The sequence below is a fragment of the Paenibacillus sp. FSL L8-0340 genome (genome assembly GCF_038593145.1).
Classification (GTDB): Bacteria; Bacillota; Bacilli; order Paenibacillales; family Paenibacillaceae; genus Paenibacillus_AQ.
In genome coordinates, this window is the sequence record NZ_CP151967.1 from 2,188,051 (window position 1) to 2,214,342 (window position 26,292).

The 26,292-nt window shown below is 49.3% G+C and carries 18 protein-coding genes; 14 read left to right on the forward strand and 4 right to left on the reverse strand.

Annotated elements, in window-relative coordinates; genetic code table 11:
* The first annotated feature begins 293 nt into the window (after positions 1-293).
* Positions 294-2,069, forward strand: coding sequence for an ABC transporter ATP-binding protein (locus NST07_RS09595; RefSeq protein WP_341091362.1), 1,776 nt, complete (start codon positions 294-296; stop codon positions 2,067-2,069).
* Positions 2,059-3,918, forward strand: a complete 1,860-nt coding sequence (locus NST07_RS09600) for an ABC transporter ATP-binding protein (RefSeq protein WP_341377869.1) — start codon at positions 2,059-2,061, stop codon at positions 3,916-3,918. Before NST07_RS09595 ends, NST07_RS09600 begins: the two co-directional genes overlap by 11 nt.
* 89 nt (positions 3,919-4,007) lie before the next feature.
* On the opposite strand, the gene NST07_RS09605 is transcribed toward NST07_RS09600, so the two are convergent.
* Positions 4,008-4,256, reverse strand: a complete 249-nt coding sequence (locus NST07_RS09605; RefSeq protein WP_341377870.1) for a hypothetical protein — start codon at positions 4,254-4,256, stop codon at positions 4,008-4,010.
* Positions 4,257-4,555: 299 nt separating this feature from the next.
* Between NST07_RS09605 and NST07_RS09610 the strand changes: the two genes are divergently transcribed.
* From NST07_RS09610 to NST07_RS09620, 3 genes are all read left to right on the forward strand, one after another.
* Entirely contained in the window at positions 4,556-5,401 is an 846-nt protein-coding gene (locus NST07_RS09610; protein ID WP_341091366.1) for a PRD domain-containing protein, read from the forward strand.
* Between the two features lie 221 nt (positions 5,402-5,622).
* Positions 5,623-7,479: a beta-glucoside-specific PTS transporter subunit IIABC gene (locus tag NST07_RS09615; protein ID WP_341091367.1), complete on the forward strand. Its 1,857-nt coding sequence runs from the start codon at positions 5,623-5,625 to the stop codon at positions 7,477-7,479.
* Between the two features lie 19 nt (positions 7,480-7,498).
* Entirely contained in the window at positions 7,499-8,956 is a 1,458-nt protein-coding gene (locus tag NST07_RS09620) for a 6-phospho-beta-glucosidase (RefSeq protein WP_341091368.1), read from the forward strand.
* 131 nt (positions 8,957-9,087) lie between these two features.
* Here NST07_RS09620 and NST07_RS09625 read toward each other — a convergent pair whose 3' ends face one another.
* Entirely contained in the window at positions 9,088-10,128 is a 1,041-nt protein-coding gene (locus tag NST07_RS09625; protein WP_342481436.1) for an HD-GYP domain-containing protein, read from the reverse strand.
* Positions 10,129-10,207: 79 nt separating this feature from the next.
* Positions 10,208-10,921, reverse strand: a complete 714-nt coding sequence (locus NST07_RS09630) for a molybdenum cofactor biosynthesis protein MoaE (RefSeq protein ID WP_341091370.1) — start codon at positions 10,919-10,921, stop codon at positions 10,208-10,210.
* 137 nt (positions 10,922-11,058) lie between these two features.
* Here NST07_RS09630 and NST07_RS09635 point away from each other — a divergent pair, with 137 nt between their 5' ends.
* The 9 genes from NST07_RS09635 to NST07_RS09675 all read left to right on the forward strand — a co-directional run bounded on the left by NST07_RS09635 (position 11,059) and on the right by NST07_RS09675 (position 23,992).
* A complete protein-coding gene (locus tag NST07_RS09635; protein ID WP_342481437.1) occupies positions 11,059-12,510 on the forward strand; it encodes a bifunctional UDP-sugar hydrolase/5'-nucleotidase in 1,452 nt (483 codons plus the stop codon).
* A gap of 77 nt (positions 12,511-12,587) precedes the next feature.
* Positions 12,588-13,415, forward strand: a complete 828-nt coding sequence (locus tag NST07_RS09640; protein ID WP_038588572.1) for an undecaprenyl-diphosphate phosphatase — start codon at positions 12,588-12,590, stop codon at positions 13,413-13,415.
* A 149-nt stretch (positions 13,416-13,564) separates the two neighbouring features.
* The gene (locus NST07_RS09645; RefSeq protein WP_341091372.1) at positions 13,565-14,668 is read left to right on the forward strand and encodes an HD-GYP domain-containing protein; all 1,104 of its coding nucleotides are present in this window, start codon (positions 13,565-13,567) and stop codon (positions 14,666-14,668) included.
* Between the two features lie 296 nt (positions 14,669-14,964).
* Positions 14,965-16,101, forward strand: coding sequence for a radical SAM/CxCxxxxC motif protein YfkAB (gene yfkAB / locus NST07_RS09650; protein ID WP_341091373.1), 1,137 nt, complete (start codon positions 14,965-14,967; stop codon positions 16,099-16,101).
* A 15-nt stretch (positions 16,102-16,116) separates the two neighbouring features.
* The gene (locus NST07_RS09655; RefSeq protein ID WP_341097606.1) at positions 16,117-17,481 is read left to right on the forward strand and encodes a hemolysin family protein; all 1,365 of its coding nucleotides are present in this window, start codon (positions 16,117-16,119) and stop codon (positions 17,479-17,481) included.
* A gap of 256 nt (positions 17,482-17,737) precedes the next feature.
* Positions 17,738-17,956, forward strand: coding sequence for a spore coat associated protein CotJA (locus tag NST07_RS09660; protein WP_341377872.1), 219 nt, complete (start codon positions 17,738-17,740; stop codon positions 17,954-17,956).
* Between the two features lie 4 nt (positions 17,957-17,960).
* A complete protein-coding gene (locus tag NST07_RS09665; RefSeq protein WP_038588588.1) occupies positions 17,961-18,227 on the forward strand; it encodes a spore coat protein CotJB in 267 nt (88 codons plus the stop codon).
* 62 nt (positions 18,228-18,289) lie between these two features.
* Positions 18,290-18,859: a manganese catalase family protein gene (locus NST07_RS09670; protein WP_341091374.1), complete on the forward strand. Its 570-nt coding sequence runs from the start codon at positions 18,290-18,292 to the stop codon at positions 18,857-18,859.
* Positions 18,860-19,456: 597 nt separating this feature from the next.
* Positions 19,457-23,992, forward strand: coding sequence for an S-layer homology domain-containing protein (locus NST07_RS09675; RefSeq protein WP_342481438.1), 4,536 nt, complete (start codon positions 19,457-19,459; stop codon positions 23,990-23,992).
* A 362-nt stretch (positions 23,993-24,354) separates the two neighbouring features.
* Here NST07_RS09675 and NST07_RS09680 read toward each other — a convergent pair whose 3' ends face one another.
* Complete coding sequence (locus NST07_RS09680; RefSeq protein WP_342481439.1) at positions 24,355-26,139, reverse strand: SGNH/GDSL hydrolase family protein; 1,785 nt, start codon at positions 26,137-26,139, stop codon at positions 24,355-24,357.
* Positions 26,140-26,292: the final 153 nt, after the last annotated feature.

Sequence of the window (26,292 nt, forward strand, 5' to 3'; positions counted from 1 at the left end):
AGTATTTGCGAGGAAATGGAAGCAATTAAAGCTATAGGTGTCCTTTTATCATCATATAAGCCACCTTTATTCGGGAAAAACGTGGAAAACGGCGTATTCTACCCTTTGCCGCATTAAAATATGGGTGATAAACTGCTTAAAGTCCCTAAAATGGAAGCGCTAAAAAAGCTGGCTTGCGATGTGAGATTTGCATCGCAAGCCAAATGTATCTTACGGGGCAGGCGCCGCCCAGTAGGAACAAGTTCATGCTTACGAAGTAAGCTTTACTTCGTAAAGCTTTAAGGAGGAGAGATATGGATGTTCTCAGGCAACTGCGGGGCTTTTATCGGGAGAAGCTGCACTATCTGATTCTGTCGATTTTATGCTTGGCTGCCGCAACTGCAGTGGGGCTTATTACCCCGAATTTGCTACGAAGGTTAATTGATGATGTGATTGTTCCCCTGAAGTTTACTGAGGTGCCCGTACTCGCTCTATCTGTACTGGCCGTGGTAATCGTCAAAGCTTGCCTGCAGTTTGCGCATGGTTTTTTTGGAGGACGGCTGGGTAATTTTCTGGCCTACCGGCTGCGCAATGCCTGCTATGAGAAGCTGCAATTTCTGTCTTTCCGCTACTATGATACGGCAAAGACTGGCGACTTGATGTCCCGGCTGACCGGGGACCTTGAAGCGATCCGGAATTTCATCGGCTTCGGCTTCGCCCAATTGCTGAATGTATTTTTTATGGTGCTGTTTGGGTCTATTATGATGTTCACGATCAACTGGCAGCTTACGCTCGTCACACTGATCACTATGCCTTTTCTGGCTGCAGTAGCACTCAGATTCGAATCGAAAATTCATCCAGCCTTTCAGGAGATGCGGCTTGCCCTCAGCTCTCTGACCACGGCTGTTCAAGAGAATATTACAGGGGTACGGACGGTCAAATCGTTTGCCAGAGAGGCTTATGAAGTTGAGAAATTTTCGCACCGTAATGAACGTTATAAGGATAACCAGATTTTTGCCGCCGAGCTGTGGAGCAAATTTTTCCCCGTCATGGAGCTTCTGGCCTCCGTCAGTATAGCCATTCTGCTCGGTGTCGGCGGAACGCTGGTCATCAAGGGCCACATGTCACTGGGTGAACTGGTCGCCTTCTTCAGTCTGATCTGGTATATTATCGGTCCGGTCTGGGGTCTTGGCTTCCATATCAACAACTATACGCAATCCAAAGCTTCGGGAGAACGTGTACTTGAAGTGCTTAACCAGCAGATTGATGTAAAGGATAAGGAGAATGCCCGCGAGCTAGTATCCTCCGAGGTACGGGGCGAGGTCATTTTCGACCATGTTACATTTGCGTACGGGAATAAAATGCCGGCTGTAAAGGACATTGATTTCGAAGCGAAGCCGGGTGCGGTTATCGGGTTCCTTGGCGGTACCGGCTCAGGCAAATCGACGATTACCCAGTTGATGATGCGCGCCTATGACGTAAATAAAGGAAGCATTACACTGGATGGCGTGGATATCCGGGAATACAATATTCGCAGCCTGCGTTCGCAGATTTCGACAGTGTTTCAGGAGACGTTCCTGTTCTCCTCTTCTATCCGTAATAATATCTCTTACGGCCTCAAAAATGTGAGCATGGAGGAAATCATCCGGGCGGCACAGCTTGCCAAAGCGCATGATTTTATCATGGAGATGCCTGATGGATATGACACGGTTGTCGGCGAGCGGGGGATGGGACTTTCGGGCGGACAGAAGCAGCGGATTGCTATCGCCCGTGCTTTGCTCAAGAATCCGCGTATCCTCATTCTGGATGATGCCACGAGTGCCGTGGATATGGAGACAGAACATGAGATCCAGACTGGCTTCCAAGAGGTTATGCGCGGACGGACCACGCTGATCATTGCCCACCGGATTTCCTCGCTGCGTCATGCCGACCAGATCATCGTGATGGATGAAGGACGGATGGTTCAAAAGGGAACGCATGCGGAGCTGATTGAAGTTCCCGGCCCGTATCAGGATGTATACCGGATTCAATACGCCGATTATCTGTCCCGGAATACGGTGAGAGGGGAGGGGATTCAGCATGAAGCTTGAAGCCAAACAAGCCACAGCGGCTAGTGCAAAGCACAATAAAACCGAGGAACAGACGCTTGAGGAACGCTTTGTATACAAGGATGACGACCAGATCGACAAATCCTTTGACTGGAAGCAGTTCACGAGATTGTTCGGATATATGAAGCCTTACGCGAAGCAGATGCTTCCGCTCGTCTCCGCACTGATGGTTCTGGGCACAGTCACGAAGCTCACGGTCCCTTTTCTGACCAGTATGGCTATTGACAAGGCAATTGCTCCGAAAGAGGGGAACCCCAGCTTAACGTTACTGTACACACTTACGGTAAGTGTAATTGTACTGTACCTGATCCAGTGGATCGCAGGGGTGTACCGGATCAAATATACTAATGTTATCGGCCAACGGGTTATTTATGATTTGCGCTCGGATCTGTTCCGGCATATCCAGAAGTTATCTTTTAACTTTTTCGATAAACGTCCGGCCGGCTCGGTACTGGTACGGGTAACGAATGATATTAACTCTTTGCAGGATCTGTTCACCAACGGAGTCGTCAATTTAATGATCGACTGTGTACAGCTGGTCGGCATTACCGTGATTCTGCTGCTGATTAACTGGAAACTTGGGCTTGCCGTGATGGTTACGGTGCCGGTTATGTTCCTGGTTTCAACCAAGCTGCGGCAGAAGATCCGGATTGCCTGGCAGGATGTGCGGATGAAGAACTCGCGGATCAATTCACATTTAAATGAATCGATCCAAGGTATCCGGGTCACTCAGGCCTACACACAGGAACAGGAAAATATGCATTACTTTGATGCCATGAATATGGACAGCCGGAAATCGTGGAACAAGGCTTCAGCGATGAACCAGGCTTTTGGCCCGATTATTGAAATAACAGGCGGGTTCGGCACCATGATCCTGTTCTGGTTGGGGGCATACTTAATCCAATCCGGAGAGCTGACCGTCGGTTACCTGGTGGCATTCAGTACGTATGTGAGCAACTTCTGGGACCCGATCAACCGCTTGGGCCAGATGTACAATCAGCTGCTGGTGGCTATGGCGTCTTCAGAACGGATCTTTGAGTATCTGGATGAGCAGCCTTCGGTTCAGGATAAACCGGGGGCAACACCGCTGCCGAAGATTCAAGGGGATATCCGCTTTAACAAGGTCATCTTCGAATATGAAAAGGGCCGTGCGGCGCTGAAAGGGATTGATCTGAACGTCAAGGCCGGCCAGTCGATCGCGCTTGTGGGCCACACGGGTTCCGGCAAAAGTACGATCATTAACCTGATCGGCCGGTTCTATGACATTAAGAGCGGCGATATTACTATCGACGGCAAGGATGTCCGTGAGGTTACCCTGCAGAGTCTCCGGGAGCAGATCGGTATCGTGCTGCAGGATACGTTTATCTTCTCAGGAACGATCCGCGACAACATCCGTTTCGGGCGGCTGGATGCCACCGACAAGGAGGTTGAGGAGGTCGCCAAGGCAGTGGATGCCCATGACTTCATCATGAAACTGCCCGGCGGTTACGAAACTGAGGTGGAGGAGCGGGGGAGTGCGCTGTCCATGGGTCAGCGTCAGCTGCTTTCCTTTGCCCGGGCACTCCTGGCCGATCCGCGTATTCTGATCCTGGATGAAGCTACGGCGAGTATTGATACCGAGACGGAGATCAAAATTCAGGAAGCGCTGAAGATTCTGCTGCAGGGCCGCACCTCCTTTATCGTGGCCCACCGTCTGTCAACGATCCGCCACGCCGATAAAATTATCGTGCTGGATCACGGGGAGATCAAGGAAGAAGGCAATCATGCCGAGCTTACCGCGAGAGATGGCATTTATAACGGTTTAATCGAAGCGCAGTTCCGCTTCTTATAGAAGTAAGAGCAGCCCATCCATGAGAATTGCTGGAGGGGCTGCTCTTTTTTTGGATTATCCTATATACAATAGCGGATAAGAAGGGATGCCTAATTGCGACGTTTCCCAACTTTACCGGAAATACGCACTTCAAACATCTGTGCGCTGATCTCCTGCTGCCATTCGGTGTCCTCCGTATGCGCAGCAAGAACAGCTTCATGGGTTAGTCTTGCCATCTCCCAGCAATACATGGTGTTCACCTGCAGGCAATGGCGCTGCTCGGCTTCTTCGGCCGCCGTTAGCGGGCGCCTGCAGCTTGCAGTATAAAGCTCTGCTAGACGCTGATGAACCGGTAGCATTGGTATTCCTCCTCTAAGGTAGTGAGCATTTCGCAAACAACTCAATTACTGCCTCTTTTTAAGCCTCGCCATGCGGTGGTTAATCCAAACCATGCAGAATCACCGGGAATAATAAAATTTTGACTAAAAGAACACAAAAATCTTGAAATCGCTTTTTTTTGTGCTACAATAACAGTAATACAGGATTGTGACCGGTAAGGCGGGCAATGCCTAAGTTGATGCGAGTATCATTTTTTAATGATATTGGGATCAGCTTAGGCTTTTTTTGTACAAACTATATGTCGGGGGGTGATCAACAGATGATTATAGAGAAGATACTTAACAACAATGTGCTCTTAACCAAGAACCAGAAAGGCAAGGAAGTCATTGTGATGGGCAGGGGAATTTCCTTCAATAAAGTAGCCGGAGACTATGTAGATCCGGAAAAGGTCGATAAAATCTTTTTGCTGAACGAAAATCAATTCACGGCCAGACTGACTGAACTTCTGAATGACATTCCGGTGGCTCATCTGGAATTAGCCAATGAAATTGTCACCTATGCAAATGGAGTTCTCGGTACAGAGCTTAGCGACAATCTCTATCTGACCCTGACAGATCATATCCATTTTGCTGTCCAACGTTTTGAAAAGGGGATTGCACTGAAAAATGCGATGCTGTTTGAAATTAAACGTTTCTATAAGAAGGAATTCTCCATTGGGATGGATGCGCTGAAGATCATTGAAAGGGCTACCGGACTTTCGCTGGGCGAGGATGAAGCCGGGTTTATCGCGCTGCATCTGGTAAATGCCAGAATGGACGGCAGTGAAATGAAGGCTACGATCAAGATGACGGAAATTGTTCAGAATATTCTGAATATCGTCACTTACCACTACAAGGTCGTTCTGGACGAGAGCTCACTGAATTATTCGCGGTTCCTTACCCATTTGCAATATTTCTCCATGCGCGTACTGAAGAAGGAGAGCAGCAGCAGCGGGGAGGATTTTTTGTACAATCAGCTTAAGCAGACTTATGTGAAGGCGTTTGAATGCGCCAACAAAATCAATGATTATCTGGAAAAGGCCTATAGCCAAAGCTTAAGCAAGGATGAATACGTATATCTGACCATCCATATCCAGCGGGTAACGGAACGCAACAATCTGGAGTAAAGCTTGGGTTGAAAGTGAAAACAAAATAGTGTTCATCTGACAGGGTGTTACTGGTAAGGCAGGCAAAACCTGAACTGATGGCAAAATGGGCGTGTGATGACGTTTCCTTTTTGCCGTGAGTTCAGGTTTTTCTTGTTTGCAGGAGTATAAGGTCAACAGCTGGCACAACCTATACTTGCTGCAACGATCTACATTCTAAAGCTGTAAAGGAGCAAACTAATATGAGCAGCAAAGACTTGTCCAAACAGATTATTACGCTTGTAGGCGGCGAAGACAATGTGAATTCCGTGTTCCACTGCGCCACAAGATTAAGATTTAAGCTGAAGGATTCGAGGAAGGCAGATAAAGCCGCATTGGAGAAAACTCCAGGTGTTATCACTGTAGTGGAGAACAGCGGCCAGTTTCAGGTAGTCATAGGCAACAATGTAAGCCAGGTGTTCGAGCAGATTATGAAGGAAACCTCACTCCAGGATGCCGAAAAATCCGGCAAAGCCGACGAGTCTTCAGAGAGTACCAGTATTCTGGGCAAAGCCGTCGATATCATTTCCAGTATCTTTTCCCCGATTCTCGGGGCACTGGCAGGGGCAGGGATCCTCAAAGGGCTGCTCGCCTTAATTTTATCTCTGGAGTGGATTAATGCAGCCAGCGGAACATATTTGGTTCTGAATGCGGCTTCGGACAGCGTATTCTACTTCCTGCCGGTATTTCTGGCAGTGACGGCTGCACGCAAGTTCAAGGCTAATCAATTTGTCTCCATTGCTGTAGCAGGCGCTTTAGTCTATCCGGCAGTGATAACCGCAGTCAGCGCACCGGACCCGCTCAGCTTCTTGGGCATACCGGTTGTACTGATCAACTATTCATCCAGTGTCATTCCGATCATTCTGGCGGTCTGGGTACAGTCCTATATAGAGAAGTGGTTCCGCTCGTTCATTCATGAATCGGTTAGAAATATTCTGGTTCCGATGTTCGCACTGCTTATCGTTATTCCGCTGACCTTCCTGGCCTTCGGTCCTGTAGGCTCATTGATCAGTGATGGGCTGGCTTCGGGCTACACCTGGCTCTACAATTTAAGTCCATTGGTTGCCGGTGCCATTGCCGGAGCGTTCTGGCAGGTGTTCGTAATCTTCGGTGTACACTGGGGTTTCGTGCCGGTTATGCTCAGCAATATTGCCACACTGGGCTATGACACTATGCTGCCTATCCTTACTGCTGCAGTCTTGTCACAAGCGGGTGCGGTATTCGGCGTGTTCCTGAGATCAAAGAATCCGCAGCTAAAAGCATTGTCCGGCTCCTCAACACTGGCTGCAGTGTTCGGGATCACCGAGCCGACGATCTACGGCGTCACCTTGAAGCTGAAGAAACCGTTCATCTATGCCTGCATCTCCGGAGCCATCGGTGGTGCGATCATCGCTATCGGCGGGGCCAAAGCCATAAGCTTCTCCTTACCGGGCCTATTGGCTCTGCCGACCTATTTTGGCGACGGATTCTCCTGGGTTATCATCGGTATCGTTGTTGCTTTTGTATTAGCGATTATTCTGGTGTATGTGTTCGGATTCGATGATCCTGCAGTACCAGCTGAGGAGGCTCCCGGGCCTGTTGCCGCATCGTCACCCTCGCGGATTGACAAGGAGATGGTGGTCAGCCCGCTGACAGGAACACTTATGCCGCTGGAAGCTTTGCCGGACGAAGCTTTTGCCTCCGGAGCCATGGGCCAGGGGATCGTCATTGAACCGGATTCAGGCCGGCTGACCTCTCCGGTGAAGGGGACCGTAACAACTGTATTCCCGACAGGGCATGCGATTGGCATTACCTCCGAGAGCGGCGCCGAGCTGCTGATTCATGTGGGGGTCAATACCGTGAAGCTCAAAGGAAAACATTTTGACAAACAGGTACAAGAGGGAGATAAGGTCGAGCAGGGCCAACTGCTGCTGGAATTCGATGTAGCAGCGATTCGAGAAGCCGGCTTTGTGACTGCAACACCAGTGATCGTGACCAACTCTGCAAATTATCTGGATGTGCTCAAGACTACTGCAGCCAAAGTACAAAATGGCGACCTGCTGTTGACCATTATCAATTAATAAAGAGGGAGATTAAATCATGACAGTGATCAAAAAAGGATTTCCGCAGAACTTCTTATGGGGTGGCGCTACAGCCGCGAATCAGCTGGAGGGGGCCTACGATGCCGACGGCAAGGGATTGTCCAGTGCGGATATGGTTGCCTACGTGCCTAAGCCCGAGCGTACAAATGACCATGCTATAGAAATCACCTCCGAGCGGATTGAACAGATTTTGTCCGGGGAATTCAGCGCACGTTTCCCGAAACGTGAAGGGGTGGACTTCTATCACCGTTATAAAGAGGACATTGCCTTGTTCGCCGAAATGGGCTTCAATGTGTTCCGTCTGTCGATCAACTGGGCGCGCATCTTCCCGAACGGCGATGATGCCGAGCCGAATGAAGCGGGACTGCAATTCTATGACAATGTCTTTGACGAGCTGCATAAATATGGCATCGAGCCGCTTGTGACACTGGCCCATTACGAAACACCACTGGGCTTGACACAGAAATATAACGGCTGGGCAGGCCGCGAGGTTATCGCTTGCTTCACCCGTTATGCGGAGACCGTATTCCGGCGCTACAAGGACAAAGTGAAATATTGGATCACATTCAACGAGATCAATATGATGACGCTAAGTCCATTCACGGGCGGCGGCGTTGTAATCGACCGGGCAGAGAACAAGCTGCAGACGATCTACCAGGCGCTGCATCACCAGTTTGTCGCCAGCTCTCTCGCCACGAAGCTGGTACATGAGATCATCCCGGGTTCGCAGATGGGCTGTATGCTGGCCCGGATGGAAAGCTATGCGAATACCTGCAATCCTGAGGATGTCTTGAAGAATCAGCAGGAGAACCAGATGAATCTCTACTTTACGGATGTGCATGCCCGCGGGGAATATCCGAAGTATATGGAGCGCTTTTTCGAGGAAAACAATGTGGTTATTCATAAAGAGCCGGGAGACGATGAAATTCTGAAACTTCACACCGTTGATTATGTGGCTTTCAGTTATTACATGACGCTGACCGTATCTGTAAGTCCGGAAGGAGAACGCGCACAGGGCAATCTGTTCGGCGGTGTGAAGAACCCTTACCTGAAGGCTTCGGAATGGGGCTGGCAGATTGATCCCATCGGCCTGCGGATTATGCTGAATACGATGTATGACCGCTATCAGAAACCTTTGTTCATCGTGGAAAATGGTCTTGGCGCGTATGATAAGGTTGAGGAAGACGGCTCAGTCCATGACAGCTACCGTATTGATTACTTAAGACAGCATATTGCTCAAATGAAGGAAGCCGTGCTGGACGGCGTTGAGCTGATCGGCTATACCAGCTGGGGGCCGATTGACCTGGTGAGCATGTCCACTTCTGAAATGTCCAAGCGTTACGGATTTATCTACGTTGATCTGGATGACGACGGCAACGGTACCTTGAATCGTTCCAGAAAGGATTCCTTCCACTGGTACAAAAAAGTCATCGCCACCAATGGTGAGGAATTGTAGGACTCAGGAGTAAAAGTGTGAGCTGCTCACAAGCACTAAACTATGGATGATAAAGAAGAGGTTCCCTCAGCCGTCTTGGTCTTGGCGAAAGGGAACCTCTTCTTGCGTGGGGATATTTAAACCAAAGTTAACTATTCCATATAGATTTCAACCACCGCGATTTTGCGCTCGCGGGACAAATCAAGGAATATGCCTTCGCTTTGCACAAGCGGGCGGAAAACATCCAGCGGATTGTTCATGACAATGACACCCATGTCTCCCGTGCTCAGCAGCACACGTTTACCGATGAAATTAGGCATTAAATGCTGGATAAAGGCTTGTACAGGTCTGCCGTTAAGCTTGCCGAAGCTGAGATTGTTGATTTCTCGCAGTACGGAGATCAGTTCTTGCTTAGATTGATAAACACGGTCAGTGGTCATTGCGCTGTAGATATCAGCTACGGCAGCAATCTGGGCATAAGGGTGGATGTCTGATTTCGTAAGGCTGTTGGGGTACCCGGAGCCGTCTTCACGCTCATGGTGCTGCAGGGCAACCAATGCGGTATGAGGATCGTTCATGGAGCTGCGGATAATTTCGTGACCGTAAATCGTATGTAATTTGACTTGATCATACTCCTCCGGGGACAGCTTGCCCGGCTTATTCAGAATGGAGGGGGAGATCCGGCATTTTCCGATATCGATCAAGTATCCGGCCCGGCCGATTTCGTAGCACTCTTTCTTGGAATACCCCAGCCATGAGGAGATATAATAAGAAAGCATGCCCACCTGAAGTGAATGGTTATAAGTGTAATTATCATCCCGGTCCAGCAGAAGCAGCAGAGAGACTACATCCTTGTGTTTATCTAAGGAGTTCAGTGACGGCTGGAGAATATCGTCCACTACGGTTTGATTAAAGCTCCCTTTGGTTAACGCTTCGGTATATACCGATTCGAAGCCTTCAATACTTGTATCAAAGTTGGCGGCTACGGCCTGAATGATGGAAGACCTGCTGATTGGGACCGGTTCTACATGCGCCTCCTCGATATCAACATAATCAACGCCATGCTGTATCAGCTTGGCTATCTCCTCGATCTGGAGAGATGATCCTTTAGGTAATACATGCAGCCCTCTTGAATTAAAGGTGTCCATCCGCAGGCAATCACCCGGTTTAAGATCCATGACGTGTACTCTCAATGAATATGCCACCTTACATTAGCTATTTTTCCCAGCATAGCAACAAAGTCGGCAATATTCAATGGTTTTGAATTACTGGTTAATCTATCTGGTATTTCTGTGCATTTAGGTCAGAACCGAGCCACTGTTCTCCAGATTCATTGATGTCCTTTTTCCACACGGGAACGGAGGCTTTCAGTTTCTCGATAGCATAGCGGCTCGCTTCGTAACAGACATCCCTATGCGCCGCTGACACCGCAATAATAACGCTGGCTTCCTTAAGCCCTACGAGTCCTATCCGGTGCGCAATGGCGCAACGGGCGTTCCAGTGTTCCTGAACCCCCCTGCCGATTTCCTGCAGCTTGCTAAGCGCCATCGGGATGTAAGCCTCATAATGGAGCGCTGTTGTCCGCTGGTCTCCGGTCATCTCACGCGTAGTTCCGACGAAGACCAAGGAAGCTCCGTGATCGCTGTCAAGCACTTTATCCAGAAGAGCTTCTGCATTCAGCGGCAGGCTGGTAATACTGAACAGACCATCTTCAGTCTCGCTCCTTGAGGGTTCGGCTTCTCCTCCGGAAACGGGAGGTATCAGGGCGACTTCGGAGGCTTCGGAGATCTCAGTATCATCAGGAGCGTATTCATGGTCAACAGCTACCAAAGAAACGCTGATCTGTGCCGCCGCATCAGGGTAGGAGGCAGAGAGAAGCTCCTTTAAACGGCCCGCAGTTACGGAGTTATCGTGAATGTGAAAGGACAGGGTGGAAGAGCCGATTACCTCGGCCAGCCCGGCAAAAAGACGTATAGTTAGATGCATGGTTTATTCACCTCGTAGGTTCTGATAATGATTCAAATATACCATATTAGCCCTGAAAATGTTATGCTAGGTCTTATAAGATGAGACACCTGCCGCTACATTCAGAACGGCTAAACAGGTGGGAGGGATAGAAGCTGATGGAATCCGCGCCGCAAAGATTGACCATATTTCATACGAATGATATACATAGCCACTTCGAAATGATGAGTCCGATTGCTGCGCAGATAGAACTTCTAAAGGCTGAGGCAGGCGAAGATCCCGTGTTGCTCGTGGATATCGGGGATCATATGGACCGGGCAGCTGTGGAAACCGAAGGGACTATGGGCCAGGCGAACATTGATATTCTTAACTTGACCGGATACGACGCTGTCACCATCGGTAACAACGAAGGACTGACCTTCTCGCAGGGAGATGCGCAAGAGACATTGTCTGCGGTATTTACCGGCCTACAGTGCCCGGTGGTGTGCTGTAATTTCCTGGATTCGTCGACAGGAGAACCTCCTCACTGGATCAAACGCCATACGATTGTGGAAAAGGAAGGCATCAGAATCGGGATTACGGGAGCTACGGCAGCTTTCACTTCCTTCTATTCCTTGATGGGCTGGGATGTCATGGACCCTGAGGAGGCGCTGCGTGAGGAGTGCCGTCTTCTGGCCCCGCAGGTCGACCTTGTCATTATTCTCTCTCACCTTGGCCTGCCTGCAGACCGGGCGCTGGCGGAGAAGCTGGAAGGTGTGCATGCGATCCTCGGCGGACACACGCATCATATGCTGGAAACGCCGCTCCTCATTAACGGGACCGCCGTATGCGGTGCGGGGAAATTCGGCCGCTATGTAGGAAGGCTTGTGTTTGAACGGACAGCTCCTGGAGATTCGTTCAAGTTCTTGAACGGCGGATGCATTGCTGTTGATCCCAATCTTAGCGAGGGTGTTATTGCTCCTGCCGTAAAGATGAATTTGCAGCGTGGTCTTGAAGTGCTTGATGAAACGGTGGCGATCAGTGACCGCGGGCTGCCGCTGGATCTGCAGGGCGAATCACCCTTTGGCAATCTGCTGGCGCAGGCGGTGCGGCGTTTCACAGGCAGTCCGATCTCATTAGTCAATACCGGACAGCTGCTCGGGCCGCTTCCGAAGGGGAATATCACTGCAGGGATGCTTCATGCGCTCTGTCCCTCACCGATTAATCCTTGTACTATCAAGCTTGCCGGCAAAGACATCCGCACGGCGCTTGAACAAAGCCTGTCAGACGAGTTCTGTAATAAGGCAATCTTTGGCTATGGTTTCCGGGGGAACGTGCTGGGAAGCCTGGCTGTGGATGGTTTAAAAATCTTGTACGATCCGGCGGTCATGCCTTATGATAACGATATTGCCGTTTTTGTCGATGGAGAACCGCTGGAGGAAAGCCGGGAATATGAAGTAGGGACTTTGGACATGTTCACTTTTCGGAGCGGATATGAGAGTATCGCTAACGGGCGTGATACAGTGTATCTGCTGCCACATTTTCTGCGCGATCTGTTGCGGATGGAGCTGCAGCGTCCGGGAAGTCTTGAGGAATGTATGCTCGTCCGCTGGGAGAGCAGAGCGACTTAATGTGGCACCACCTACATATGTAAATCTAGAGCAACAAGCTGCAACAAGTTTCATATGTTCAAGAACAGGAGGCTAAGATGGATACTATTACAGCAATTATTCTGGCTATTGTAGAGGGGATTACGGAGTTTATTCCGGTTTCATCGACAGGCCACATGATTCTTACCACGAAACTATTAGGCTATAACGAGCAAGAGCCGATAATGAAGACATACGAAATTGTCATTCAGCTCGGTGCGATTCTGGCCATTGCGCTAGTCTACCGCCAGCGGGTTCTGAATTTGCTGGGGATCGGACGCAGCCGTCAAGGCAGAGGCGGTGTGATGCCTGCTTCACGTCTCAATCTGGTGCATATCATTCTCGGAATTGCTCCGGCGCTGGCCGTGGCATTTTTTGCCCGTGACTTTATCAAGGGGCTTTTCGGGGCTACGACGGTGTTATGGGCCCTGGTCGCCGGCGGGATTCTAATGATCGTTGCAGAATGGGTGAACAAACGCAAGATCCGTGTAACTGCGCATGAGCTTGATGATCTATCTTACGGGCAGGCGCTGGCTATCGGCATGTATCAGATTATTTCCGTACTCTGGCCCGGCTTCTCCCGCTCCGGATCTACAATCTCAGGCGGTATGCTGAGCGGTGTCAGCTATAAGGCTTCGGCGGATTTTTCCTTCCTCATCGCCATTCCGATTATGTGTGCGGCTTCGGGTTATGAGCTGCTGGATTCGTACAAGTATTTTACAAGTGATACTATCTGGGATTTTGCCATTGGATTCGTAATTTCATTTATAGTCGCTTATGTGGTCGTAATTCTGTTCATGAAGCTGATTCAAAAGATCAGACCGACGCACTTTGCGATCTACCGGTTTATCCTCGCAGCTGTTTTCTGGCTGTTTATTATGCGTTAATCTCCAAAAACTTGGTACCGGCAAGGATGTAACCGTTCATCACAAATTTCTTGCCGGATCGCTCAAGGCAACGGTATAGACACAGCGTGTTGACCCTAGGATTTTGAAACAGAATAGTAATTTACCGTTAAAGGCAGGAGTGAGCCAAGGTGCGTTTAGTATCCGTGAATCGGCTTCAGGCGGGAATGAAGCTGGGTAAAAAAATTTATAATGATGATGGACTTGTTCTGTTAGCGGACGGAATAGAACTTACGGATGCCTTAATTAAGCGGCTGGCTAGGATCGACATCGGCTATATCTATATAGAGGATGCCATCACGGAAGATATCGTAATTACTGGAATGCTGCATGATGAGACGCGCAATCAGGCGCTGAAGGTCATTAGGAGCCAGTTTCAGGATATGTCCGGTGCTTCCGGCATAACTAAAGGGTTCTATCATCTCGACAAAAAATTCTCCAAGATGATGGACTCCATTCTGGAAGACATGTCATCACTAGAGGACCCGATGATTATGCTGGCGGATATGCATACAGCTGACAACTATCTGTATGTCCATTCGCTTAATGTCTGTCTGTATACGCTGGTGCTTGGAATTGCCCATGGCTACAGCAAAGAGGAGCTGCGGGTAATTGGGCTGGGCTCGCTGCTGCATGACATTGGCAAAACGCAGATTCCGGTCAAAATCATCCAGAAGCCGGGGATGCTCAGCGACGAGGAATTCCGCCATATGCAGGCTCACACTGAAATCGGATACCGCATTCTCAAGGATGAGCCGAATATCCCGCTGCTCGCGGCGCATTGTGCCCTGCAGCATCATGAACGTATTGACGGCTCCGGTTACCCCCGCGGGCTGACCGGTCCGCAAATTCATGAATACGCCAAGTGGCTGGGGATAGCTGATTCCTATGATGCCATGACCTCGAACCGGATCTATAAAAAAGCGATGCTGCCGCATCAGGCAGTAGAGGCGCTGTATGTCGGATCAGGGACATTGTATGAGCAAAACCAGCTGGAGCTGTTCAGAGACCGTGTAGCGATCTACCCGCTTGGGCTCACAGTGAAGCTGAGCACCGGTGAGAGCGGCGTCGTGGTCAAAATTGATCCCAGTATCCCTCACAGGCCGGTTGTGCGGGTATTTGCCGGCCCCGAAGGTGAGGCGGTTATTCCCTTTGAACGGGATCTTGGCAGAGCACTTTCCGTTGTGATCATCGGCGTGTCAGATGAGGATCAATCAATGGTGAAGGTGACCTAACGGATGTTGGCGGCAGGGAGCTGTCTTTTCGGCTTCCTGCCGTTTCGCAGCGAGGAAGAAAGCTGGGTACGCAGCGGTGCGGCCTGCTTTCTTCCCCGCTGTTTTTTATACTCTTCCTAAAGAAAGGTTCCCCGGGCCGCAACAAAAGGATCCGGCAATTACACCGCTTGGAGCGGCATAATTGCCGGAAAGTGCAGTTTTTTTGCTGCTCGTGGTATGATATAGGTTAAGTCAACGTTCTTTTTGATTTATTTTGGGTTAATAATAAGGAATACGCACTAAAGGAGCAATAAGAAATGAGTATATTAGAACCATCCTCCACAACTGTCCGTGAACTGTCGCCGAGCTACGATCCATGGGATCCGATTACTTCACTGCGCAAGCATGGACGGCATGTATTGACCAGTGTGGAGATGACGGTTACCAATCTATGCAACATGCGCTGTGAACATTGTGCGGTTGGCGACAGCCTGACGATGAAAGAAGGAGAAATGCTGCCGCTGAAGAATATGCTGGACCGCCTGGAGCAGGTAGAACATCTGCAAACGATCAGTATTACCGGCGGGGAGCCGATGTTCCGCGCATCGACGGTAGAGAATATCATCGTACCGCTGCTGAAATATGCCCGTGAGCGGGGCATACGTTCGCAGATCAACTCCAATCTGACTATGCCCTACGCCCGTTACGAGCAGCTGCTGCCGTATCTTGACGTGATGCATATCTCATTCAATTATGTGAACGGAGACGACTTCCATGAGGTAGGCTTCGCCAACAGCGGCCATCCGGTGTCACGTGAAGCGGCGTATCGTTTATATGACACGATGCTTGAGAATTCACGGCGGCTCAGTGAAGACGGTATGCTGATCTCAGCAGAATCTATGATTAACTACCGTACACACACCAAGCTGCCTCAAATTCATAAGCTGATTGGCGATATGGGCGCAAGACGGCATGAGGTGCATCCGATGTACGCTTCCAGCTTTGCCTCTTCGCTCCCTGTGCTGTCTCTGAAGGAGATGGGTAATGCCATTCATTCCCTGCTGGATCACCGCGATCCGGAGATGTGGATGCTGTTTGGCACTCTGCCGTTTTTTGCCTGCAGCTTCCTGGAGCAGGATCAAAAGCTGCTGCGCAGATTGCGTACCGAGAAGAATGTGACGCTGCGCAATGATCCGGACGGAAGAAACCGTGTGAATGTAAATTTATTTACAGGTGATGTGTTTGTCACGGATTTTGCCGATATTTCCGCCTTTGGCAACATCAGCACCAGCAAGCTGGATGACATTTTCGCCGAGTGGCAGACTAAGCATCCGCTTAATCAGAAAGTGAATTGCCACTGTGATGAAGCCGGCTGCTGCGGGCCTAACCTTTTGGTGGCTGATATGTATTATCCAGAGGTAGATTTTAAATCAAGGAAAGCGATCACTCTGTAGAAACGAGGCGTTGTTATAGTGGTGCATACGGAATTTGACATAGGAAGATTGCTGCTTAATCTTTTGCTGGTTCTGGTGCTTGTATTGTTGAATGGTATATTTGTAGCGGCGGAGTTCTCGCTGGTAAAGGTGAGACAGTCCCGGCTGACCCAGCTCGTTAGTGAAGGCAACAAGATGGCTGGATACGCGCTGAAGGTCAACAAAAAGCTCGATTCCTACCTGTCAGCGACCCAGTTCGGCATTACCCTCGCCTCTTTGGGTCTCGGCTGGGTTGGTGAGCCGGCCATTTCAGAGCTGCTGGTCGAACCGCTAATGTTTCAGCTCGGCGTTACCGATCATACACTGATTTCCACTGTGTCTGTCATTGTCGGGTTTTCCATTATTACATTTTTACATATTGTGCTGGGTGAGCTTGCTCCAAAGTCCCTGGCGATCCAAAAAACTGAAGGCTCCGCGCTGCTGCTCTCTGCACCGCTAATGTTCTTCTATAACCTGTTTCTGCCCTTTATCTGGGTGCTGAATGCATCCGCCAATGCTCTTCTTAGACTGGTGGGGGTTGAACCGGCCAGTGAAGCCGAGGCGGCTCACTCGGAAGAGGAAATCCGGATTCTGATGAATCAGAGCGCCAAGAGCGGTGTCATTGATAAAGACGAGATGAAGCTGATGGATAACATTTTTGAATTCTCCGATTTGCTTGCCCGTGAAGTCATGCTTCCGCGTACCGATATGGATGTGCTCTATAGCAATCTTACACTGGAAGAGAATATGCGGATCATTACGGAGACGAAACATTCGCGTTATCCGGTTGCCAACGAGGATAAGGACCGGATTATCGGCTTCATCCACATTACCGATCTGTTATTCGCACCTTTAGAGCAGCAGAATGATCTGGCTTCGCTGGTCCGCCCGATTCTGAACGTACCGGAGTCGATGGAGATCAGCCATGCACTGCGCCTGATGCAGAAGAACAAAGCCCAGCTTACATTGGTTGTCGATGAATACGGGGGTACAGCCGGACTTCTGACTGCTGAGGAGATTCTTGAAGAAATTGTCGGTGATCTGCATGATGAATTCGAGGACGAACGTCCGAGCGTCGAGCGCAATGGAGATTATATCTCAGTTGAGGGCCGGATGCTGATTGAGGATGTCAACGATCTTACGGGTGTGATTATTGAGGATGATGAGGTCGATTCCATCGGCGGCTGGCTGTTCAAAGAGCTGGAGGGCAATCCGTCCAAGGGTAAGCGGGTTGTTGTGGACGATGTCACCTTTGAAGTAGAAGAATCCACCCGATTGCGGATTACAAGAATCAATATCCACCGGGAAAAGCTACTTGTCAGTGAAGAGGACGATACCGGGACAGATGAAGAAAAGGAATAAGCTTTGATGATTTTGCCGGTTCATTGCAGCATGACATTTTAATAACCGTATCTTTGCATGGAGAAATCTTTCTCTTTGCAAAGGTGCGGTTTTTTTGCGTGGGCGTTCTGATTCCACCCCAGCCAGTCATAAATTAGTTACGAAGAGATGTGCGTTCAGAAGAAAAGTAAATCAAGTGAATGCTTTCTAAGCGTGGTTTGTACGAAGCTGAATCAAGGAAGTATTTGCTAACAAAACTTTGAGGAGGGTGTATCTATTGAACTCCCAGGAACGTGTATGGACACCGTATAGGGGACCATTTGACCCTTGTCCGCCGGTGCCGTTCAAAACGTATGTTGTGCCGCCTAACCAATTTATTGCCTTTCAGCCCCCGGGATTGCCGCAGTTTCCGTTACCTGAAGCACTAAGGGCGGGTACACTTTGGCCCGCGTTGTTCAGCCCGTATGAATCCAAAGCCGGCAAAGGAGGAATTTAGGACGATGGAAGCAAATCCTTGCGAGCCCCGTTACTATGAAATGCTGGAGCAGCTGCAGGTTCTGGATTTTGCCCTGGTGGAGCTTAACCTGTATCTGGATACCCATCCGGAGGACTTAAGAGCGATTGAACAGTTCAATCAGCTGACCCAGGAGCGCACCCGGCTGGCCAATCAATTTCAGGAGCTGTACGGCCCGCTGCAGAACTTTGGCCGCGCCTACTCCAAATGTCCGTGGGAATGGAGCCAGAGTCCTTGGCCTTGGCAGGTATAGCGGTACGCTGATCCCGGCGAAGCGGCTAGGCGAATAAAACTATAAGGAGGGTTCATTCCCGAATGTGGATATATGAAAAAAAACTGCAGTACCCGGTACGTGTCGGCAAATGCGATGTGCGGATGGCGCGGTATTTGATGGAGCAATATGGAGGGGCGGACGGGGAGCTGGCGGCAGCACTTCGTTATATGAATCAGAGATATGCGATTCCCGATAAGGTTATCGGCGTACTCACGGACATTTCAACGGAGGAGTTTGCCCATCTGGAGATGATTGCCACCATGATCTACAAGCTGACCAAGGATGCATCTGTGCAGGAGCTGGAGGCTGCGGGTCTTGGTCCTAACTACGCGCAGCGTGATCATGCGCTGTTCTATCAGAACTCCGCGGGTGTTCCGTTCACCGCGGCCTATATCCAAGCCAAAGGCGATCCGCTGGCTGACCTCTATGAAGACATTGCCGCTGAGGAGAAAGCCCGGGCTACATACCAATGGCTAATTGACATGACCGATGACGTCGACCTGCAGGACAGCCTGAAGTTCCTGCGCGAGCGGGAGATTGTGCATGCGCTAAGATTTAAGGAATCGGTGCAGATATTGATTGATGAGCGGGAGAAGAAGCGTGTGTTTTAGTAAGATGTATACATGAGGTAATTATTCAGAATGATATAGAAGAGCCCAGAGAAGTATCTGCGGCTCTTTTTCTTCTGGTAACAGTTCAATGCAGTTTCGATCAGAGCCTTAAACCGTTCATAACGTAGGAGCGGACAGTAACTACAAGTAGATCGGTTCGATCTTGTTCTCCGCTTATAAACCAGTAATGCGCAGCGCTATAGATCGCGGAACCTGTCATAGCCGAAATGAACCTGGTATGATGGTTGGCTGCCATACGCTGATGTTAAGCTTGGAAAGCAGGCTGTCAGCAAAAAAGCAGAAATAATGTTATTGGATGAGGATTTTATAGAAAACTATCTTCGACAATGACATCAGCGCCAAGGAGAAAGCACGGGCGGGACCGGTTCATGCCCAATTGAAGGGTTTAACTATGCAACAAGCCGGTATTAGGGTATTCAAAAAGAGTTTTGATAACCTCAATAATTTTTCTTGCTTACATTGCGATGATCTCACGAACATGTTCCAGCGTTATGCTGTAATAACTTATCCTTTAAAATTTTATTTAAAAAAAGGATTAGAAGTAACAAGAACAGACAACAAGGAGCGTGAAAGTTAGTGAGGTATCATCATCCATTTGTAAGGAGAGTATTGAGCGGCGTATTGGCAATGGCGGTTCTGCTCCCGCTCATCCCGCCCTCCCTTTCATTGTCATCGACCGTCTATGGGGATTCAGCGGAGCCTAGCGGTATCGTCATGGCAGAAGATTTCGAAAAGGTTAGCTTAGCTGACTTAACCTTTGACAGTGCGCGCATTTATAGCGGCAGTATGGCACTTGAAACGAATCCGAAATACGTTCGTAACGGGGTAAAGTCCTTGCGGATTGATTATGATTTCATTGGCGTAACAGATAATCCATCCCAAGTTGCGGTAGGGCCTGCAACGCAGTTGGCGTTAACAAACAGAGTTCCCAAAAAAATCGGGATGTGGGTATACGCCAATAACGAAGGACATGGTCTAACCTCTAAGTTCTACGTTTCATCCACTGGAAAATCTAAAACGTATGAGATTAGAAGTGAAGAGATAGGTATAGACTGGAGCGGCTGGAAGTATGTAGAGGCTGAAATAGGGGCTGATTTGACGCTGCCGGGCACCCTGGCGTTCTACTTCCAGATGAAAGAAAGACAAATGAGCAAAAAGAATAAAGGCTCGATTTGGATTGATGACGTTAGGCTCATATATGATGAACCGGTTGGTGAAGATATGGATGTCCCCGTATTAAGTCCAACTACACCCACTCCCAATCAAATCTTGAACGCCCCCGTCTCCGATATTATCCTGTCAGCGGATGATACTAAGTCGGGTATCGATCCAGACTCGATCCGGTTAACTGTGGATGGCCAGTCTGTTGCACCGTCGGCCTATGCATATGATCTGAATAATAAGGTGATAACCTATCACCCGGATATACCGCTGGGCGGCGGCTATCATCAAGTGCTGGCAGAGGTTAAAGATCTGGCCGGCAATCCGGCAGCAGCAGACTATGCTTTTAATATTGAGCATGGCGCCATGTTTACATTAGAAGCTCCAACGGAAGCTGTCAGCAACGAGACCTACCGGTTGAAGCTCAAGGCAAAGGATGTAGGCGAAGCCAAGCGCGTGCATGCTAAGATCAAGTTCGATCCGGAGACACTGCAAGCGAATGCTATTAACGCACGTTCCGATTTAAGCAATGTGCAGACTACCATCGATAATGCAGGCGGTTATGTTGAGTTTAGTGCAGAGGGACTGCAAGGGGACCATGCAGATGCTCTGGTAATCATCGATTTCGACGTGAGTAGATCGGCGAAGATGGAACGTGGCGAGAAGTATAAGCAGATTGCCATGGTGGGTGGCGGTTTTGGGTATGGAGGCGGCACTTCGGTGAATTCCTTTGCCTCACCGGTTAATTATAAGATCGGGTTTCCGTACACTCTAAAAGTTAAGGGATCAGGCCTGCAAACACAGAATATAATCACTGTCACAACTCACGCAGGAAATCCGGTAGAAGGAGCGGAAATTGATTTTACCGATGCAAGCGGCCCTCAGACTTATGTGACCGTAACAGCTGAGGGTTCCACTATATATACGAGCGCTGATAGTTCGTCCGCAGTGTTGCTGGCGGCAGAGAAAAACGGGCAATTTTTTGCCGCAACAGGAAATACATCCGGATTCGTAAAAGTGTATCTGCCGGATGGAACCAAGACCGGTTACATACCATCCGCTGATGTACAGCAGAAGGATCTTACCGAAGGGTTGGGCTTGACGGATGCCAAGGGGGAGATCCATACGTCACTAGCTAACCTTGCAATTGGCACCTGGAAAGTGCAAGCGGTCAAGGATGGCGGTACCAGCGAGAGTATCAGCATGACCGTTGTTTCTCAGTTTGGTGGAGACAATCCCAAATATGTACAAACCTTTGTTACTGAAGATATGCGTACGATGATGAGTGTAGGGTGGCAGACGGCACCTAGAGTTCAAGAAACATCTATCCAATATGTGAAAGATAGCGATTTGGTTAATAGTGACTTGACTAATGCACCAGAAAAAGCGATAGAGCAGCTTGCGCTTTCTGATGTGGAGGTCATTCATGAAGTCGCAGGTGGGCCTCTGGGCGAAATTAAGTTCCATAAATCATTGGTTACTGGCCTCGAGTCAGGTACGGATTATCATTACAGAGTCGGCTATGAAGGACATTGGAGCACATGGTACGATTACAAGACATTGGAGGCAGTACCGGATCATCCCGTTTCTTTTGTATTTGTAACCGATTCGCATACTAAAGGTGATAATGGGCTTGCAATTTATCAACAATTGATCAGCAATGCTTTAACTCATTATCCGGACACCCAGTTCATTATGCATGGCGGCGATATGGTTGACGATGGGTCGGTCTTGAATGAGTGGAACCAGTTCTGGGAAGCTTCATCGATCTACGCATCCTCTATTCCTTCTAGTTACACAATGGGGAATCATGATGTTAAAGGGGAAGGCAAAGATATTTTTGCCAAGGGATTAGATCTTCCAAATAATGGGCCTGATATCCAGAAGGAGTATGCCTATTCGTTCGATTCAGGTGAGGTGCATTTCATTGTGCTGAACTCCGAAGCAGACGAAGTAACCATGGACAAGCAAGCAGCATGGCTTCGTGAGGATATTCAGAAAAGCAATAAAAAATGGAAGATTGTTATGTTCCATAAACCTGCTTATCATACCGAAGATGGACGCGGCAATATGATCGAATATACACAAACATATTTTGCCCCTATTTTGGAAGAATTGAAAGTAGACTTGGTGCTGGAAGGCCACGACCACGTGTACGCGCGCACCTATCCAATGAGCGAAGGGAAGCCATTGTTGAACGGAGAGCAGGGGACTGTCTATTTGGACGGAGGCGCATCTGGCTGGAAGTTCTACGATGGAACAAAATATGAGTATCTGAATTTCATGTTTGACGATGATGTTCCGGTATACTCTGCAATTCAAGTTAGCCATGATAAAATTATAATTCAAGCCCGTACTACGGAAAGCGAAGAATTGATCGACAACTACACGATTGAGAAGAAGGATGAGCTAAAGGTGACTTCCGTAGCAGTATCACCGGCCCAACTGACGTTAAATGTCGGTGACGAGCGTGGGACTGTACTTACCGCTACCTATAGCGATAACTCCTTTGCCGATGTCACGAATCAAGCAACATGGATTTCTTCGAATGAGAGTGTAGCTACGGTAGATGCCAAAGGCATCATTCACGCTGTTGGAATTGGCGGGGCTACAATCCAGGCGGGTTACGGCAACATGTCGCCAGTCAATATTTCTGTAACCGTTCAGGCCGAAGGTACGGTTCCTGTTCTGCTTAAGCTGACAGCCGATCCAGGCACTCACACATTGCAAGCGGGTCAGACTGCTGCTTCTGTTATCACGGCAGTATATGACAATGCAGTGAATACAGTTGTAACGGATCAGGTCATTTGGACGACTTCGGACCCTGCCATTGCCACGGTATCGGGTGAGGGTGTTATTACGGGCGTTGCAGCGGGTGAAGGGGTAACGATCACGGCTTCGTTCGGCGGCAAATCAATTGGGATTCCAATTGTGGTTACTGAGGTTCCAATTCTGACCTTAGTTGATCTGGCTGTAACCCCTGCTTCGCTCTCTTTGAAAGCAGGTCAAACGCAAGCCTTGTCGGTGACGGCGAAGTATTCGGATCTTTCTACTGCCCTTAAGACCTTGGATGCGAATTATGTATCGAGTGCGACTTCTGTGGCTACTGTGAGTGAAACAGGGGTAGTGACAGCAGCTGGCACAGGAACGGCCTCAATCGTAGTATCTTTTGGGGGAATCAAGAAGGAGATTTCGGTTTCGGTAGCGGCGGCCACAGGCAACAACAATGGAGGCACGACACCGGCAGCAACACCGACACCAACATCAACATCAATGCCGACAGTAACACCGATACAGACACCGACGCCGACACCAGCTGTAACTGCCGAGCCTGCGAATCCAACCGGAGCGAAACCTGTGTTCAACGATAGAGTAAACATTGATAAGGTTAAAGCTATCGTGGCGAAAGAGCGAACAGCTTCTGTTGTTAAATTCCCGGATGTACCTGCAGCTCTGTGGAGTGCAGCGTTCGTTGAACGCGCGGCCCTGATGGGGATTGTAACTGGCTATACGGATGGTTTATACCGTCCTGAAGCCAAAATAACACGCGCTGAGTTTGCTGAAATGCTTGTAAAAGCTTTTGGTCTGACAGCTTCGGGGGGGACCGGGTTCTCCGATACGCAAGGGCATTGGGCTTCGGAAGCGATTGTTGCGCTTCAGGCTAATGGAGTGATTATGGGCTACGCCGATGGTTCGTTCCATCCCAAGCAGGAGATAACCCGTGCGGAGATTGTGACTATGCTGGCTCGTCTTACGAACTATGTTACCAGCACATCGACGCCATTTTCCGACGTCTCTACGAACTGGGCAGCAGAGCAAATCAATGCCTTTGCTAATGCAGGTATCATATCGGGTAAAGGCAACGGAGCGTTCAAACCGAACGAAGCTGCTTCCCGCGCCGAATCAGTAGTGATGATCATCCGTCTCTTGGATAAGGTCCTTGCACTATAAGAAGCAGTTCAATTTCTCATAGTAGAGTTTAACGACTAAGGCTAATGTAACAAAGCTGAACAAAACGAGCAGCCCAAGCCGGGTTGCTCGTTTTGTTGGTGGTATCAGGGCGATCCGCTGGCCGGCCTTTATGAATCCCAAACTCTCCAAGTCCATCGCAGATGCGTCCTGGGGCGAATAGGTGCGTCAACTGACGTATAAAGCATCCTGGTATGGACGAACCCTCCGGGATTTAGTTCGAACAATTAAACTGTCGGAATGGTACCGCCATTAATGACATATTCGCTTCCTGTAATGGATGCTGCACGGTCAGAAACTGTACGAGGATATTTGTCTTGATGGGTTGTACAGATATTCAGCTCTTATACGTTATAGCCGAAGCCCAGGATCGTGAAGCATTTGTCCTCATCACCAGCGGCCATTCTTATTTCTATCACATGCTCCAAGTTAAGCTCATTCTGGTACAGGATAACCGGGTTGCAATGTGTCCAGTTGTTCTCATGCGGATCAGCAGTGACCACCAGTTTGTCATCGACGAGAATGTCCGCTTTTCCAAATTCGGGACTGCCCGAATCCTTGTATACCAGGATAAGGTTTTTGCTTGTTATCGTCAGCTTGAAGCTGTCCTGTCCCGAAGCAGCCTCATGCATCCAGTTATGCGGGAATTCTGGGGTCCCGTAAGGATTCGCGTCCATTTCCACCATCTGCAATTCCGTATCGCTTCCCGAAAAACCGCCTGCTTCAATGCTGGCAGCGCCTATATGGCTCTTGCGGTCCAGCAGCCGGGTGCAGGCAAAATCATTCCCCAGAACCGGCGGTTTATCCAGAGTGATATCCCCGCTGGTCATAAGCGATTTATAGGTCTCGGAGAATAAGAAGGCGAGGCAATCCGCCATTACCCGGTGACCCTCAGTAGTGGGATGATAGATATCATAGAAAAATTGCCTTTTTGATATCACATTACCTTCAGCCTTGCTCAGACGGAACTGTTCTGTCACTGCGTTCTTTACACTGACCATAGGGAGATGATAGTGCATGCCTACTGGGGAGAGCCGTTCCTGGAGGTTCCAGTCATTCACAAAAACACTGAACAGCAGGATCACGGCCGGCTGGTTGCTCGCGGAAAGGATTTTCAGGCAGAGGCTTTCAAAGCAGTTGCCCTTTGTTTCATCGCCCTCGTCGTTTACCGCGAATTCCACCACTACGATGTCCGGTGTTACGGCACCGTCCCTGAGAATATCTCTTTCATAGCGGATGACCCCAAGCTCCGATGGCGTTCCGCCTACTCCGGCCTTCACATAATGAATGTTCTCTCCGCCGTCCTTGCCGAATAGTTCCTTAAATCTTAAATAGGACTGATAGGCATAACACCCGGTATGTATAGGCTTGGCCCCCGCACCTTGAGTGATCGAACCTCCGATATAGGCAACCGTGACGTCCTCACCTTTGACTGCCTTTGCTATCGCTGCCCTCAGTCTTGTATTATTGCCTGAATGCATCAAGGACTTTGCGATCATGTCCCCGTATTCATTCGAGTCGAACGAAACCGAGGGTTCAGCAGTAAGTTCAGGCACGGCATAACCGTCATTCAGATAGAAAATAATGCTAACCGTCGCCAATTCACCCTCCCGGCTGAATTCAAAGGCAAATTTGCCGGGAGACTCATCATCCTCGGACCATGTGTAATCCTCCAGCTTGAGCATGATTTCGGTTCCGTCGCCCGGGCAGGGAACAACCAGCCGGGTGCCTGTCTCATACTTGCTCGTTCTGCCCCAGTTCTGGAGATGGAAAGACACCTCCGTATCTGCCCTGGCTGTCTTTACGGACACCCCGATACTATGAACCAGACGGCGAAATCCAGTCCAGCTCCCCAGAAGATCCAGAATCTGCCCATCCGTGACTCCACCTATATATTTGGCCTTATCTATCAGATAGCTGCCTTCGAGATAGATTTCCTGTGATGGCCTGCCCTGAGCCCGCGCTGTCGCCTCAATAGCTGTTTCAAACAGCACGAAAAATCCGCTTCTTTTCTGAGCCGGGTCCTTGGGTGCCTTAGGACCTTCATTTCTACCGGCAGAATGGACCTTGCTATAGTCTTCCACTTTAACCAGCCTCACTTTCCAATGCCAGAGTGTAAACACTTTCATTATAGACTTGAAATCCTGGAGAGCTCAACGATATTCATAAATCTCAATAGTTATTACAATAAGTCCTTTAGTTTGTACATGTTGGTTGAAACCGCTTTAATTATATAATATGCCTAAGCAGAGTTTTATCTGAACCTACATTAATCAAGAGAA

What these genes read in the sequence shown, in the direction of transcription:
- NST07_RS09595 (WP_341091362.1), top strand. Translation starts at nt 294, where the DNA reads ATGGATGTTCTCAGGCAACTGCGGGGCTTTTATCGGGAGAAGCTGCAC.
- NST07_RS09600 (WP_341377869.1), top strand. Translation starts at nt 2,059, where the DNA reads ATGAAGCTTGAAGCCAAACAAGCCACAGCGGCTAGTGCAAAGCACAAT.
- NST07_RS09605 (WP_341377870.1), bottom strand. Translation starts at nt 4,256, where the DNA reads ATGCTACCGGTTCATCAGCGTCTAGCAGAGCTTTATACTGCAAGCTGC.
- NST07_RS09610 (WP_341091366.1), top strand. Translation starts at nt 4,556, where the DNA reads ATGATTATAGAGAAGATACTTAACAACAATGTGCTCTTAACCAAGAAC.
- NST07_RS09615 (WP_341091367.1), top strand. Translation starts at nt 5,623, where the DNA reads ATGAGCAGCAAAGACTTGTCCAAACAGATTATTACGCTTGTAGGCGGC.
- NST07_RS09620 (WP_341091368.1), top strand. Translation starts at nt 7,499, where the DNA reads ATGACAGTGATCAAAAAAGGATTTCCGCAGAACTTCTTATGGGGTGGC.
- NST07_RS09630 (WP_341091370.1), bottom strand. Translation starts at nt 10,921, where the DNA reads ATGCATCTAACTATACGTCTTTTTGCCGGGCTGGCCGAGGTAATCGGC.
- NST07_RS09635 (WP_342481437.1), top strand. Translation starts at nt 11,059, where the DNA reads ATGGAATCCGCGCCGCAAAGATTGACCATATTTCATACGAATGATATA.
- NST07_RS09640 (WP_038588572.1), top strand. Translation starts at nt 12,588, where the DNA reads ATGGATACTATTACAGCAATTATTCTGGCTATTGTAGAGGGGATTACG.
- yfkAB (WP_341091373.1), top strand. Translation starts at nt 14,965, where the DNA reads ATGAGTATATTAGAACCATCCTCCACAACTGTCCGTGAACTGTCGCCG.
- NST07_RS09665 (WP_038588588.1), top strand. Translation starts at nt 17,961, where the DNA reads ATGGAAGCAAATCCTTGCGAGCCCCGTTACTATGAAATGCTGGAGCAG.
- NST07_RS09670 (WP_341091374.1), top strand. Translation starts at nt 18,290, where the DNA reads ATGTGGATATATGAAAAAAAACTGCAGTACCCGGTACGTGTCGGCAAA.
- NST07_RS09680 (WP_342481439.1), bottom strand. Translation starts at nt 26,139, where the DNA reads ATGAAAGTGTTTACACTCTGGCATTGGAAAGTGAGGCTGGTTAAAGTG.